This window comes from Kocuria sp. LHG3120, assembly GCF_049897445.1.
Lineage (GTDB): Bacteria > Actinomycetota > Actinomycetes > Actinomycetales > Micrococcaceae > Kocuria > Kocuria rosea.
In genome coordinates this window covers 267324-281328 of the sequence record NZ_JAFCWG010000004.1, presented here as the reverse complement: position 1 = coordinate 281328, position 14005 = coordinate 267324, and the positions used below count along the sequence as shown (strand labels likewise).

Here is a 14005-nt window from a genome sequence, read left to right as displayed (position 1 = left end):
CCGGGCCCTGCGCGGCCCCACGAAGGAGACGGCACATGGGCACCACCAAGTCGTTCGCGTCCTCGGCGGACCTCGGCGAGAAGCAGAAGACCCTCGAGATCCTGGCCGAGGGCGTCTACGCCCTCACGGCCGAGGGGGACCCGAACATCGGGGCGATCGAGGGGGAGGACTTCCTGGTCTGCTTCGAGGCCCTGGCCACCCCCGTGGTGGCCGCCGAGTGGCTGGCGGAGCTGCGGAAGCACACCGACAAGCCGATCCGCTACCTGGTGCTCTCCCACTACCACGCGGTGCGCGTGCTCGGCGCCTCGGCCTTCCACGCCGAGACGATCGTCGCCCACGAGAACACCTACGACCTCATCGTGGAGCGCGGCAAGGAGGACTGGGCCTCCGAGTTCGGCCGCATGCCGCGCCTGGCCAAGGGCGCGGACACCGTCCCGGGCCTGACCTGGCCCACGGTGACCTTCCGGGACAAGCTGACCATCGACCTCGGCGGGGACCGCGGGGACCTCGTGCTCCAGCACTTCGGCCGCGGCCACACCGAGGGCGACATCGTCGCCTGGCTGCCCCAGCAGAAGATCCTCTTCGCCGGGGACCTGGTCGAGGCCGAGGCCGCCCTCTACACCGGGGACGCCTTCCACCGCGACTGGGCGAGCCACACCCTCGACGCCGTCAAGGCGCTGGGTGCGGAGCAGCTCGTGGGCGGGCGCGGGGCGGTCTCGAGGGGCCGGGAGGCCGTGGACGCGGCGATCGAGCAGACCCGCCGCTTCCTGGACGTCATGATCGAGGAGGTCGGCACCGTCCAGAAGAACGGCGGGACGCTCAAGGACGCCTTCGAGGCCGTGCACACCGCCCTCTACGACGACTTCGGCCACTGGCCGATCTTCGAGCACTGCCTGCCCTTCGACGTCTCCCGGCTGTGGGACGAGCTCTCGGGCATCGAGCGGCCCGTCATCTGGACCGCCGAGCGCGACCGCGAGGTCTGGGACCAGCTCCAGAACGGCTGACCCGGTCCCCACGAGCAGCGACACGAGAACGAGGAGGGCGACAGTGAGACGATTCGACTCCGGCAAGGTGCTGGTGCTCGGCAACGGGCCCGTGGGCCAGACCGCGGCGCTGCTGCTGGCGCGGTGGGGCATCCCCGTCACGGTCCTGGACGCCCGCGCCGAGCGGGACCCCATCGGGTCCAAGGCGATCTGCCAGCAGCGCGACGTCCTGGAGGTCTGGGAGGCCGTGGGCGTGGGCCGGCAGGTGGCCGCCGAGGGCGTCACATGGGACACCGCGCGCACCTTCTACCGGGAGAAGGAGCTGTTCGCCCAGCCCTTCCGGGACAGGGGGCAGTCCCCGTTCCCGCCGTTCGTGAACATCTCCCAGACCCGCACCGAGGAGCTGCTCGCGCAGAAGATCGCCGCCGAGCCGCTGATCGAGGAGGTCTGGGGCCACGAGATCGTCTCGATCACCCAGGACGAGCGCTCCGTGACCGTGGTGTGCTCCTGCCGCGACGGGGGCCGGGCCGAGATCGTGGCCGACTACGCGATCGCCGCGCTCGGCTCGAAGGCGCGGTGGCTGCGCGACCAGCTCGGGGTGAGCTTCGACGGCCGCTCGTTCGAGGACAAGTTCCTGATCTGCGACATCCGGGCCGACATCCCCGGCTGGGCCACCGAGCGCCGCTTCTACTTCGACCCCGAGTGGAACCCCGGCCGGCAGGTGCTCATCCACCCGTGCCCGGACTCGACCTTCCGGATCGACTGGCAGGTGCCCGGCGACTACGACCTCGACGCCGAGGAGGCCTCCGGGGCCCTCGACGCGAGGATCCGCCAGATCATCGGGGACACGGACTACGAGATCGTCTGGAAGTCCGTCTACCGCTTCCACGCCCGGCTGGCCTCCCGGATGCGGGTGGGCCGGGTGCTGCTGGCCGGGGACTGCGCGCACATCGTCTCCCCGTTCGGCGCCCGCGGGCTCAACTCGGGCGTGGGCGACGCCGAGAACGCCGCCTGGAAGCTGACCTCGGTGCTGCGCGGCAACGCCGATCCGGCGCTGCTGGAGTCCTACGACGTCGAGCGCCGCGCCGCCGCCGTCGAGAACCTCGAGGTCACCGAGGCCACCATGGACTTCCTCGTGCCCCGCACCGAGGAGCAGCTGGCCGAGCGGCTCGCCAAGCTCGAGCGGGCGATCGGCGACCCGGCCGCGTCCACCTATGTGGACTCCGGGCGCCTGGCCGAGCCCTTCTGGTACGTCGACTCCCCGCTCACCACCCCGCACCCCACCCGGACCTTCGCCGGACGCCCGCCCAAGGGGGAGGTCCCCGACCCCGTCCCCGGGGTGCTGCTGCCGGACGTCCCGGTCGCCGTCCCGGGCATCGCCGCCGACCGCGTCCGCGAGCTCGCCCGCTTCGGGATCCTGCTCCTCACCGGCCCGGCGGTCGACCAGGAGCTCGTGCGCGGGACCGCGCTCGCCGCCATCCGGTCCCCGCTGCGCCTGCACGCCATCGCGGACATCGACACCACCGGCAAGCTCGCCGAGGCGCTGAAGCCGGAGCCGACCGACGTGTGGGTGATCCGCCCCGACTCGCACATCGCGGCCGTGGTGGACGGCACGGACCCCCGGGCGCTGAGCCGGGCCCTGCAGAACACCGTCGCCGCCCCCGGTTCGGAGGCGGCCCGGGTCCTCGCCGAGCGCGAGCGGCCGTCGGGACCCCCCAGGCGGCGGGGCTCCGCGCCGGAGACCGTGCCCCAGGAGGTCGCCGCCGCCGGCTGACGGCGGACCCGTGAGATCCTGGCGTCCTCATCGCAGACTCGAGCCGGCGCGTCCCGCCGGGGTCACCGGAGGTGCAGGATGTCGTTCCAGGAGTCCATGGAGCTCGTCGGGGAGGCCGTCGACGTCGCCGGCGTGGTCGCCATCGTCGTCGGGACGGTGGTGGCGACCCTCCTGGCCGGGCGGGACCTGCTGGGGCGGGGGAGCGGGGAGCGCGACACCTACGAGAGCTACCGGCAGCGGCTCGGCCGTTCGATCCTGCTGGGCCTGGAGCTGCTCGTGGCCGCGGACATCATCAAGACCGTCGCCATCACCCCCACGTTCGAGTCGGTGGGGGTGCTGGCGCTCATCGTGGTCGTGCGGACCTTCCTCAGCTGGTCCCTCGAGCTCGAGATCAGCGGGCGGTGGCCGTGGCAGAAGAAGCAGGACGAGGCGGCGCCCCTGCCCGAGCGCGCCGCGTAGGCCCGCCGGGCCCCGGCCGGGCGCTCAGGCCTCGGGCGGGTACTCCTCCGGGCGCAGGTCCCGGCTGCACGGGACCCGGTGGCCGGGCACCAGCTGGTTGGCGGCCCGCGCCAGGCTGTCCCGGTGCCGGGGCGGCAGGTACAGGGCGTGGTGCAGGTAGGCGTCGAGCTCCAGCTCCCCGACCTCTCCGCCCAGGTGGACGTACCGCAGCCACAGGTCGCGCGCACCCAGCCCGGTGCTCGTCAGCGCGGTGCGGATCAACCTGGCCTGCGTCCTGGCGATCGTCCGGTCGTCCATCTGACCCCTTCTGCCCGCTGCCATCAGGATAGTCGGCGGACCGGACCGGGGCGGGGGCAGGGCGCACGGGTACCCGGACCGGGCCCTCGGGGGCGTCCGGGCCCGCGGCTATCCGCGGTCCGGTTCCGGGCGCGCCTGCGCGCGCAGCCCCGCGCCGACGGCGCCCAGCCACGCCTCCACCGACGAGCGGGCCTGCCCGGTGCCCGGGTAGCGCGCCCGCAGGTGCAGGCCGCCCTCGCCCACCACGAACCACACCTGCACCCCGGTGGTCGGCGCCGACGCGGAGATGTGCTGCGCCCGCAGCTCCGGCGCCAGGGTGGCGGGCAGCCGCCGGTAGTCGAGGTAGGACAGCATGAACATCCCCGGCGGGACGGGCATGCCGCCGTGGGGCCGCAGGATCGGCTCCAGGGCGTGCGAGCCCAGCTCCAGCGTCTCGCGCACGGCAGCGCGGCAGGCCTGCGGATCGGGGTCCGAGCACTCGAGCACCGAGTTGGTGATGAACCAGCCCACGGCGTCGCGCCAGTGCGGCTCGGTGCGGCTGTGCACGGGCAGGACCGCGCGCAGGGGCCGGCCGGCCAGCTCGGCGGTCGCCCGGGTCAGCACCGAGACCACCAGGACCAGCAGCCGGACGTGCAGCCCGTCGGCGCGCGCCTCCAGGCGGGCCAGGCCCTCGGCGTCGAGGACGTCGTGCGTGGTCACCGTCTCGGGTGCCGGGGCGCTGGGCTCCCCCAGCGGCAGGGGGAAGACGGGCAGGGCGCCGTCGCCGTCCGCGAGGATCCGCGCCCACCGCCGCACCACGTGCGGCGGTGCCGGGGGGCGGGCGGCGAGCTCCCGCGTGTGCTCGGCGAAGGACGCCGCGGGCGCCCGGCCCGCGCCGGCCGGGCGGCCGGCGCGGAGATCGTCCAGCCCGTCGAGCAGGTCCCGGGCGAGCAGGGGCAGGGACCAGGCGTCCACGTGCGCGTGGTCGGCGGCGAGCACGACGACGGCGGGCCCGGCCGCGGGCTCGATCAGGCACAGCCGGTGCGAGGGCCGGGCCAGCGGGGAGCAGGCGGCGTCGGCCACCGCCTGCAGGGCCGCCCGCGTCCCGGCGGCGCCGACCTCGTGCCGGGTCCACACGGGCCGCACGGCGTCGGCGATCTCGTGCAGCCGGACGCGGCCGTCGTCGTCGGCGGAGAAGACGGTGCGCAGCGTGTGGTGCCGCCGCACGACACCCGCCCAGGCCTCGCCCAGGTGCGCGGCGTCCACCGGCGCGGGAAGCTCCACGGCCACGGCCATCCAGGACCCCGGGCGGGGACCGGCTCCGACGTGCATGCCCTGGTCGAAGGACACCGGCAGCGGCCGGCCGGCGCCCTCGGCGGGGACGGTGCAGCTGGACAGGCGGCCCTCGGGCAGCCGGGCGTGCGTGATGCTGGTCAGCCGCATGCGCACCTCCTGGTCGGGCCGGGGGGCCGGCCGCCGAGGACGCGTCCGGTCCACGGGTGGTCACAATCTACGCGTACCGTGGCGGCATGCCGACGCTCGAGCTCCCCCGCTGCCGCCTGACCTACGACGTGACCGGCTCCGGCCCGCCTGCCGTCCAGCTGCACGGGCTGCTGTCCGACCGGGCCACCAACACCGCGGGCGGTCTGGACCTGGCGGCCGGGCTGAGCGGGCACCGGACGGTGCGCTACGACGCCCGGGGCCACGGCGGCTCCGCCGCGGAGCCCGTGGCCGCGGACTGGACCTGGCCCCGGCTGGCCGAGGACCTGCTGCGCCTGCTGGACGCCGTGGCGCCCGGTGAGCCGGTCCACGGGATCGGCCCGTCCATGGGGGCGGCCACGCTGCTGCACGCCGCCCTCGCCGAGCCCGGGCGGTTCCGCTCGCTGACGCTCTGCGTGCCCTCCACGGCCTGGGCCTCGCGCCGCGGCCAGGCGGGGACGTACCGGCAGGGCGCGGACCTGGTGGAGCGCCACGGCCTCGAGGCCTACCTCCGGGCCGGCCGCGCCGCGACCCGGCCGCCCGCCGTGGCGGACCGGCCGGTGCACCCGCCGCGCGTCGACCCCGGCCTGCTGCCCGCCGTGCTGCGCGGCGCGGCCGGCACCGACCTCCCGCCGGTCGAGGAGCTGTCGCGGATCGGCGTGCCGAGCCTGGTGCTGGCCTGGTCCGAGGACGCCACCCACCCGCTGTCCACGGCCGAGGCGCTGCGCGCGGCCCTGCCCGGCGACGCCCTGCACGTGGCCGGCACGCCCGCCGAGCTGGCCGAGTGGCCGCGCCGGTGCGCGGATTTCGTCCGGGCGGTGGAGGCGGACCGGGGGGCCGGTTCGCCCGGCTGATCCGCGAAGGTCCGCAGGGGTCCGCCGGGGCCTCGCCGGGGCCGGCGGGTCAGAGCCGGCGGCCAGCGGTGAGGGAGGCGGACATGAACTCGGCGACGACCTGCTGGGAGATGGCCACGTCGAGGACGAAGACGCCCTCGTCGTGGGTGGCCAGCCAGTCGGTGAGCGCGGTGAGGTCGGCCAGGGTGTGCGCCTTGGCCCCGGCCGCGCCCATCGCCCGGCCCACGGCGGCGAAGTCGACCTCGTCGATGAGCATCGCGGTGGGGTCCAGGCCCTTGGACGCGTACTGGTGCAGCTCGGCGCCGTAGGCGGAGTCGTTGAGCACCACGATCACCCCGCGCTTCGTGGCGCGCAGGAACGTCTCGAGGTCGGCCAGGCCCATCAGCCCGCCGCCGTCGCCGGTGACGAACACGGTGGTGCGGTCGGGGCGGGCCACCGAGACCCCGGAGGCGGAGCCGAAGCCGAGGCCGATGGACTGGAAGGCGGTGCCGACCAGGACCATGGCCTGCGGGTCCGGCACGGTCAGGTACATCGGGGCCCAGCCGATGAAGTGGCCGCCGTCCATCACCACGGAGCGCTCGGCGGGGAGGACGTGCTCGAGGGCGGCGACGACGGCGCGGGGGTTGAGCCGGCCGTCCGGGCCGAACTCGGCCGGGTCCTCGACCGGGGCGGAGCCGCGGAAGGCGTCGGTGGCGACCTCCGGGGCGGCCGCCCGCCAGGTGTTCTCCGGGGCGGCGGCGGAGATCCGGCCGGTGAGTCCCTGGAGGAACGGTCCCAGGTCCGCGCGCACGTAGTCGGTGACCGGGGGCGTGCGGTCCTCGGGCTCGTTGTCGATGCGGATCACCCGGGTGCCCTCGGCGAAGAGCGTGCCGTAGCGCAGCTGGAAGGCGTTCAGCGATGCCCCGGCGACCAGCACGACGTCGGCCTGCCGGGCGAGCTCCAGACGGTGGGCGCGGGTGAAGCCCCCGGCGATGCCCAGGTCCCACGGGGAGCCGAAGACCCCGGTGGCCATGGCGGAGGTCATGAACAGCGCCCCGAGCCGGTCCCCGATCTCGGTGAGCGGGGTGGTGGCCCCGGCCAGGAGCACTCCGCGCCCGGCGAGGATCAGGGGCCTGGTCGCCGCGCGCAGCAGCCCGGCGATGCGGTCGAGGTCCTCGGTGGAGGCGGTGAAGGCGGGCTTGACCGGCAGCGGCTCCAGGACCGTCTGCTCGGTGAGGGGGGCGGTGGCGTGGTCGTAGGGGAGGGCCAGCACCACCGGCTGCACGGTCTGGGCGGCGAGGTCGAAGGCCCGGTGGGTGATCGCGGTCGCGTTGTCCGGGGCCGCGACCAGGGTGGTGACCCCGGCGGCGGCGGCCGCGGTGGTCTGGTCGACGTCGAAGGCCCGCCGCCCGGTGGTCGGGGCGTCGCCGACGACCAGGACCAGGGGGATCCGGGCCAGCCGCGCCTCGGCCAGGGCGGTGTAGGTGTTGGTGAACCCGGCACCGTAGGTGGTCGTGGCGGCCCCGGTCCGCCCGGTGGCCCGGTGGTAGGCGTCGGCCATGGCAACGGTGGCGGACTCGTGCCGGGCGGAGGTGAAGCCGAAGCCGCGGGAGGTCAGCGAGCTGATCAGGTGCGCGTTGCCGTTGCCCATCAGGCCGAACAGGTGGTCGGTGCGCTCGGCGAGCACGTCGGCAACGGCCGTCGAGACCGTGGGGAGCAGGAGGTCGGTGGTCATGGAGGAGTCCTTTCGGCGGGGCTCCGGTGGGAGCCCGGGGTGGGAGCGGGGTGTGCTCGGGGTGCCCGCACGAGCGGAGCCGCCCGCCCGCCCCCCGGGGGGGGGGGGGGGGGGGGGGGGCGCGGGGGGGGGGGGGGGGGGGCGGGGGGGGGGGGGGGGGGGGGGGGGGGGGCCGGGGGGGGGGGGGGGGGGGGGGGGCGGGGGGGGGGGGGGGGGGGGGGGGGGGCGGGGCCCCCCCCCCCCCCCCCCCCACGACCGGAGGTCGATCCCGTCACAGCAGGAACCGTCCCGTCGGATCAGCCGCGCGCGGCGCGACGGCGCAGGGCCCACGCGGCGCCGGCCGCGGCCGCCAGGACGCCGCCGCCGAGGGCCGCGGCCTGGGCGGTGGACCCCGTCTCCTGGGCCACGCCGGTGTCGGCGCCGCCCTCCGGCATCGCGCCCATCTGCGAGGCGGTCAGCGTGCCGCACGCGGCCGGGAGGGTCGCGGCCGCGGGCAGCGCCGGGTCGAGGTCGCTCATCTTCTCGGCGGCCGCGGCGGGCATCTTCGCCGGGTCCACGCCGTGGACCACGACGACCGCGGTGCCGTTCTGCAGGGACTCGGCGGTGGCCTCGTCCAGCTGCAGGGTCCGCTCGTAGGTGTACGCGGAGCCACCCGGGAAGCGCTCCACGGCCAGGCCGGAGTCGGGGCTGGTGTCGCCCTCGGTGGTGAGCGAGGTGCCGATCATGCCGTAGAAGGGGTGGCCCTCGGTGGTGTTGACCACGCCGTCGCCGTCCGCGTCCGCCTCCGGGCCCGGGCAGGTGCCCTGGCCGTGGATGTGGATGTGCTGGGCGTGCGGGAACGGGCCGTCCATGAACGTCTCGGCCGCGCCGCTCACGTTCATCGTGACGGTGGCCTCGGTGCCGTGGACGTCGACCATGACGTCGCCGGTGGTGCCGGAGTTGTTCAGGGTGCTCAGCGCCGCCTGGGCGGACCACATGTCGGAGTCGTGGGCGGCGGCGGGCGCGGCGGCCATGGTGAGCGCGCCGAGGGCCAGGGTGGGGACTGTGAGGAGCATGGACTTGCGCATCGGATTCTCTCCTGTGTCGTACCGGGGGGTCGTGCCGTGTGCGCACTTTCGGTGTGCGCACGGTGAGTTCGGCGCCGGAACGGGCCCGGACGGGTGCGGAGGCAGAAAAGTTTCCGGCGCGCCGGAACGGACCGCCGACCCGTCCGGTGCCGGCTCCGCGACGAACAACGGTCATGGAGACGACGAGTGTGTCGATGGCATCACATCGACCCGGTGTGGCAAGGTGCAGTGCGACACTGCTCCCGCCCGGACCCCGGGCGGGGTGCCGCTCTCCGAGTGAACAGCGAGACCGCGTGAGCCCAGGACCGACCGGCCGGAGCGGGAGAGCCGGGGCCCCGGTCCCCGCGCCCGGGCGGACCGAACAACAGGTCGAGCTGCTGCGCCGCGTGGCGGGCGGTGACGAGGACGCCTTCGCCCAGCTGTACGACGCGACGTCGTCCGCGGTCCACGGTCTCGTGCTGCGGCTGCTCCGCTCCCCGGAGCTCGCCGCCGAGGTGGTCCAGGAGGTCTACCTGATGGCCTGGCAGCAGGCGGAGCGCTTCGACGCCGGCCGCGGCACGGTCCTGGCGTGGTTGTGCACCATGGCGCACCGCCGCGCCGTGGACCGGATCCGGCAGAGCCAGCGGGAGCGGAATCGGGACCAGCAGTACGAGGTCCGGCGGGCCGAGACCCCCTCCGACTCCACCTGGAGCGAGGTGGAGCAGTCCCTGGACTCCGAGGAGGTGCGGGCCGAGCTCGGCGGGCTCAGCCCGCTCCAGCGGGAGGCCGTCTGCCTGGTCTACTACCGGGGGTACAGTCACCGACAGGTCGCGGAGCACCTGGACGTCCCGCTGGGCACGGCGAAGGCCAGGATCCGCGATGGACTCACCAATCTGAGATCGGCACTGGGGGTGCGGCAGTGAAGGACATCCAGGGGGACGACCGCGCCGGCGACGTCCACGCCGACGCGGCGCTCTACGCCGTGGACGCCCTCGAGCCCGGCGAGCGCGCCGCGTTCGAGCTCCATCTGCGCGGCTGTGCCGCCTGCCGGGAGGAGGTGGCCGCGTTCGCGGAGGTCGGAGCGCACCTGGCCGCCGCCGTGGCCGAGCCGCCGCCGCCGGCGCTGCGCGGGGACGTCCTCGCGGCCGTGCGCGGGACGCCCCAGGAGCGGCGGCCGGAGGAGCGGGCCGAGGACCGGGCCGGGGACGCGCCCGTGTCCCTGGCGCAGCGGCGCCGGCCCCGGCGCCGCTGGCTGGCCGCCGCCGCGGCCGCCGTGCTCCTGCCCGGTGCGGCCCTGGGCGGCTGGGCCGTCGGCACGCAGACCGAGCAGCGGGAGCAGCAGCTCGTGGCCCAGGAGCAGGACCGGCAGAACCGGCTGCTGAGCGCCCCGGACGTCACCACCCGACAGCTCGACGTGGACGGCCGGCCGGCCACCCTGGTGGTCTCGGCGCAGGCGGACGCGGCGCTGTTCGTCGCCTCCGACCTCGCTGGACCGGGGGAGGGCCGGGAGTACCAGCTGTGGCTCGTGCAGGACGAGACCCCGGTGCCGGACGTGCGCTTCGGCGGCGGACAGGTGCAGGTCTGGCTGGACGGCGACATCGACCGGGCCGGGGCGGTGGCCATGACCGTGGAGCCCGCCGGCGGCTCCGAGACGCCCACCCTGCCGGTGCTGGCCGCCGCGGAGATCTGAGCCCGGCTCCCGCCAGAATGAGGCCATGACCGAGGCAGAACCTTCCGGCAACGGCAACGGCAACGGCAACGGCGGCGACGACGGGGTGCGTGCGGGGGTGTGGGCCACGCTCGGCGACGCCCGGACCGTGCTCGCCCTCGAGCGCGCGGGCTTCGCCTGGGTGGGCGTCGACGCCCAGCACGGCCACTTCGACGACGCCGCCGTCCGTGGTCTCTTCGCCCTGCGGCGCGAGCCGGCCGCCCCGGTGCTGGTCCGGGTCGCCGCGAACGACCCCACGCTCATCGGCCGGGCGCTGGACGCCGGCGCCGACGGCGTCGTCGTGCCGCTCGTGCAGGACGCGGCACAGGCCGAGGCCGCGGTCGCCGCGGCCCACTACCCGCCGCGGGGCGCCCGGAGCTGGGGGCCGCTGCCCGGCACGCGGGACCCCGCCGCCGGGGTGGCGTCCGTGCCCCGGCCGCTGTGCGCCGTGATGGTGGAGACCGAGGCCGCGGTCGCCGCGGTCCGGGCGATCGCGGCGGTCCCGGACCTGGACATGGTCTTCGTGGGGCCCTTCGACCTCGCGCTCGCCCTGGGCCGGGACGTGGACGAGCTGCTCTCGGACACCTCGCAGCACGCGACCCTGCCCACGATCGTGCGCGCGTGCCGCGAGGCCGGTGTCCTGGCGGGCGCCTACGCCGGCACGCCCGAGCGTGCCGCCGCGCTGCGGGCGCAGAGATTCTCCTGGATCGCCGTCACGACCGACACCGGCGTCCTCCAGCTCGGCGGGGAGGCGGCCCGGGCAGCCCTGGCCCGCCCCTCATGAGATCCCGGCCGGGCGGGAGGCGACAGCACCCTCTGCGGTGGGTGCTGTCCCGGGAGCTGGTCCTCGACTGGCTGCGCTCGTTCGGCACCAGCCGCAGCGCCCTGCACTTCCGGCTTCGGAACCGCTTCTCGGACGCGCCCGTGCGGGGGGACGCGCCCGTGGTCGTGAGCCTCACGTCCTACGGGAGCCGGATCCGGGCGGTGCACCTGGCCGTCGAGTCGATGGTGCACGGCACCGTGCGCCCGCAGCGGCTGATCCTGTGGCTGCGCGAGGCCGACGTCGTGGCGGACCCGCCCGCGCCGCTGGCCCGGCTGGTGCGCCGGGGCCTCGAGCTGAGGTGCACCGAGGACTGGGGCCCCCACCAGAAGTACTACCCCTACGTCCGGTCCCGGGCGCGGCACGAGCTGCCGCTGGTCATCGCGGACGACGACGTGCTCTACGGCCCGGCGTGGCTCGAGGAGCTGCTCGCGGTCCACGCGCGGCACCCCCACGACGTGGTCGCCCACCGCACCCACCGGATCCGCCTCGGCGGAGGACGGATCCTGCCCTACGCGACGTGGAGCCCCGGCGCCCTGGCGGGAGCGTCCGTCCGCACCTTCGCCACGGGCACCTCCGGCGTGCTCTACCCGCCGCACCTGCTCGACGCCCTGCGCGAGCTCGGCACCGCGTTCACCGCGTGCGCGCCGATGGCCGACGACGTGTGGCTGCACGCCGTCGCCCTGCGCCACGGGACCGGCGTCCGGCCCGTCCGGGACGGCCGCACCGCCTACCGGCCCATCCCCAGGACGCTCTTCCGGGGCCTCAGCACCCGCAATGTCCTGCGCGGAGGCAACGACATGCAGATCGCAGCCACGTATTCGGCCTCGGACGTGGAAGAGTTGGAGCGTGCACGGGTGGCCGAGGGCCCCTGAGCACGTGGACGGGCGGTTCCCCCGCTTCCCGTCCGCCGGCCGTCCCCCCACGGCCGCTGTCCGCGCTCCCATCCCCCCAGGAGTTCCCATGCCGAAGAACTACCGCCGCCCGGACTCGCCGGACCACGTCGCAGCCGACGTGCCGGCGCGCGCAGCAGGGCACTCGATCGTCTTCGACTCGCCGGCCGAACTGGCCGCCTACACCCGCCACGACCGCCTGTCCGCCGACGGGCCCCTCCTGCTCGCCCGCCGCGCCGGGTTCCACCCCGACGGGTCCTGGCCCTGCTCGGCGCTCGAGTCCGCCCAGAACGTCCTGGCCACCCGGGCGCGCACCATGATCGAGATCGAGCTGCGCACCACGGTCGACGGCCGGTGCGTGGTCCTGCACGAGGCCGTCATGGGGCACGGGAGCACCGGCGCCGGCCCGGTGAGCGAACAGTCGGCCGACTACGTGCTCAGTCAGCACCTGGTGGACAACTACGGCGAGGTCACCCGGTTCCCCATCCGGGAGGCCGGCGAGTTCCTCACCTGGGCGGTGCTGGCCGGGGCGGTGCTGTGGCTCGACGTCAAGAACGTGACCCCGGAGGCCGTCGTCGAGCTCGTCCGCACGCACCGGGCCGAGGGCCAGGTGGTGGTGAGCGTGCACGGGCTGACGGAGCTGGCCGTCTACCGCCGGATCGCCCCCGACCTCGTCTACTTCGTCCCGACCCACCCGGACGGCCTGCCCACGGTCGACGACGTCCGGCGGGAGGTGCCCGACCTCCGCCGGGTGATCGGCTTCGCCGGCCACTACGTCCCGGACATGGAGGAGAGCCTGCGGATGCGGAGCTGGAACGTGCCCATGCGCCTCGAGCTGCACCGCTACGACGAGAACCTGTCCGCCGACGCCCTGGACGTGCACTACTACCGCCGCGCGGTCGAGGCCGGCTTCGGGATCCTCTCCACCAGTCACTACCGCGAGGTGGCCGACCTCCTCGGCCTGTCCGCGTGGGCGCCGAAGAACGCCTCCGCCCGGGACGACCGGGGGCTGACCCGGCACTGATCCCGGGCGCGTGCCGCCCTCGGCGGGACGCCCGGGACCGTCCGTGCCGGGGATCAGTCGTCGCCCGGCGCGTCCTCGGGGGCGTCCCCCTCGGCCTGGGAGGGCTTGTTGTCGTCCGGGTCGACGGCCGACTGCACGTTCTGGTCCTCCGGCACGTCCCCCTCGGCCTGGGAGGGCTTGTTCCGGGCCGGGTCCGGGGTCGTCTCGCTCATGCCGCTCCTCGTGTGCTCAGCAGGGTGATGGTCCCGGCTCACGCTACGCCGGGCCCGGGGCCCCGACAAGAGGATCCGGCTAGGCGGCGCGGCCGGCGCGGATCGCGGCGTAGAGCTGGGCGGGGATCAGCCCGGTCCGGTGGGCGCGCTCGACCGCGGCGAAGCCCTCCTCGGTCTCCTCGTACGGGAAGTGGATGAGGTCCGCCGCGAGCTCCCAGTGGTCGATCATCCCGCCGGCCCAGAGCTGGCAGATCGCCCACGGGGTGTCCGCGGAGAAGGCGGGGACGTCCGGCAGGACGTACTCGTCGGCCGGCACGCGCCAGGCCTCGAGGCTGTCCAGGTCCGCCGCGAGGTCCTCGAGGGTGTTGTAGTGGCCCGCGCGGTCCGGGTCCACGGAGCCGTTCGGGTTGGCCAGCTCGACGTCGTAGCCGCCCTCGGCCGCGGCGAACACGGTGGTGGGCCCGGGCTCCCCGCCCACGCCGGCGTCGAGGGGCAGCTGGGACGGCAGCCACTCCCACCCGTCGCCGAGCTGGTCCATCTCCAGGTCCCGGTAGGCCACCCAGCCGCGGGCGACGAGCAGCTCGTGGGCGTCATCGTCCCAGGTGCCCTGCGCGGCGCCCTCGATGTCGACGGTGCGGGCGCCGGCCGCGGCGTGGAACTCCCGCCGCTGCTGCTTCTTCTTGGCGGCGGCCTTCTTGCGGGGCTTGCTCTTGGGCACGGATCCTCCTGACGGACGGGGACGGACGCGTGCGCGGTCCCTCGG

Annotated in this window: 15 protein-coding genes; 9 read left to right on the top strand and 6 right to left on the bottom strand. The window is 75.5% G+C overall.

What is annotated here, in order from left to right:
* The first annotated feature begins 35 nt into the window (after positions 1-35).
* The 3 genes from ACP7CD_RS10325 to ACP7CD_RS10315 all read left to right on the top strand — a co-directional run bounded on the left by ACP7CD_RS10325 (position 36) and on the right by ACP7CD_RS10315 (position 3216).
* A complete protein-coding gene (locus tag ACP7CD_RS10325) occupies positions 36-1004 on the top strand; it encodes an MBL fold metallo-hydrolase (RefSeq protein WP_017833101.1) in 969 nt (322 codons plus the stop codon).
* A gap of 43 nt (positions 1005-1047) precedes the next feature.
* Entirely contained in the window at positions 1048-2757 is a 1710-nt protein-coding gene (locus ACP7CD_RS10320; protein ID WP_272027345.1) for an FAD-dependent monooxygenase, read from the top strand.
* A 78-nt stretch (positions 2758-2835) separates the two neighbouring features.
* The gene (locus ACP7CD_RS10315; RefSeq protein ID WP_035927946.1) at positions 2836-3216 is read left to right on the top strand and encodes a DUF1622 domain-containing protein; all 381 of its coding nucleotides are present in this window, start codon (positions 2836-2838) and stop codon (positions 3214-3216) included.
* A 24-nt stretch (positions 3217-3240) separates the two neighbouring features.
* Here ACP7CD_RS10315 and ACP7CD_RS10310 read toward each other — a convergent pair whose 3' ends face one another.
* Together ACP7CD_RS10310 and ACP7CD_RS10305 are read right to left on the bottom strand one after the other, a co-directional pair.
* Entirely contained in the window at positions 3241-3513 is a 273-nt protein-coding gene (locus ACP7CD_RS10310; RefSeq protein WP_052132991.1) for a hypothetical protein, read from the bottom strand.
* A 108-nt stretch (positions 3514-3621) separates the two neighbouring features.
* Entirely contained in the window at positions 3622-4935 is a 1314-nt protein-coding gene (locus tag ACP7CD_RS10305; protein WP_426120154.1) for a condensation domain-containing protein, read from the bottom strand.
* 86 nt (positions 4936-5021) lie between these two features.
* Here ACP7CD_RS10305 and ACP7CD_RS10300 point away from each other — a divergent pair, with 86 nt between their 5' ends.
* Positions 5022-5825, top strand: a complete 804-nt coding sequence (locus ACP7CD_RS10300) for an alpha/beta fold hydrolase (protein WP_368827302.1) — start codon at positions 5022-5024, stop codon at positions 5823-5825.
* Positions 5826-5874: 49 nt separating this feature from the next.
* On the opposite strand, the gene ACP7CD_RS10295 is transcribed toward ACP7CD_RS10300, so the two are convergent.
* Together ACP7CD_RS10295 and ACP7CD_RS10290 are read right to left on the bottom strand one after the other, a co-directional pair.
* The gene (locus tag ACP7CD_RS10295) at positions 5875-7539 is read right to left on the bottom strand and encodes a thiamine pyrophosphate-binding protein (RefSeq protein ID WP_176337342.1); all 1665 of its coding nucleotides are present in this window, start codon (positions 7537-7539) and stop codon (positions 5875-5877) included.
* A 296-nt stretch (positions 7540-7835) separates the two neighbouring features.
* Complete coding sequence (locus ACP7CD_RS10290; protein WP_017835002.1) at positions 7836-8606, bottom strand: hypothetical protein; 771 nt, start codon at positions 8604-8606, stop codon at positions 7836-7838.
* Between the two features lie 293 nt (positions 8607-8899).
* Here ACP7CD_RS10290 and sigK point away from each other — a divergent pair, with 293 nt between their 5' ends.
* The 5 genes from sigK to ACP7CD_RS10265 all read left to right on the top strand — a co-directional run bounded on the left by sigK (position 8900) and on the right by ACP7CD_RS10265 (position 13030).
* Positions 8900-9508 carry an ECF RNA polymerase sigma factor SigK gene (sigK, locus tag ACP7CD_RS10285; RefSeq protein ID WP_426120153.1) on the top strand — a complete coding sequence of 203 codons (609 nt, stop codon included), beginning with the start codon at positions 8900-8902 and terminating at the stop codon, positions 9506-9508.
* Positions 9505-10275 (top strand): anti-sigma factor domain-containing protein, encoded by a 771-nt coding sequence (locus ACP7CD_RS10280; protein WP_426120152.1) that lies wholly within the window; start codon positions 9505-9507, stop codon positions 10273-10275. Before sigK ends, ACP7CD_RS10280 begins: the two co-directional genes overlap by 4 nt.
* 25 nt (positions 10276-10300) lie before the next feature.
* A complete protein-coding gene (locus ACP7CD_RS10275) occupies positions 10301-11077 on the top strand; it encodes an aldolase/citrate lyase family protein (protein WP_426120151.1) in 777 nt (258 codons plus the stop codon).
* A 41-nt stretch (positions 11078-11118) separates the two neighbouring features.
* Positions 11119-11988 carry a hypothetical protein gene (locus ACP7CD_RS10270; protein WP_426120150.1) on the top strand — a complete coding sequence of 290 codons (870 nt, stop codon included), beginning with the start codon at positions 11119-11121 and terminating at the stop codon, positions 11986-11988.
* An 88-nt stretch (positions 11989-12076) separates the two neighbouring features.
* Entirely contained in the window at positions 12077-13030 is a 954-nt protein-coding gene (locus ACP7CD_RS10265) for a hypothetical protein (RefSeq protein WP_017834998.1), read from the top strand.
* A 53-nt stretch (positions 13031-13083) separates the two neighbouring features.
* Here the strand turns inward: ACP7CD_RS10265 and ACP7CD_RS10260 are convergent, their stop codons facing one another.
* Positions 13084-13242 carry a hypothetical protein gene (locus tag ACP7CD_RS10260; RefSeq protein WP_426120149.1) on the bottom strand — a complete coding sequence of 53 codons (159 nt, stop codon included), beginning with the start codon at positions 13240-13242 and terminating at the stop codon, positions 13084-13086.
* Positions 13243-13321: 79 nt separating this feature from the next.
* Entirely contained in the window at positions 13322-13960 is a 639-nt protein-coding gene (locus tag ACP7CD_RS10255; protein WP_426120148.1) for a hypothetical protein, read from the bottom strand.
* Positions 13961-14005: the final 45 nt, after the last annotated feature.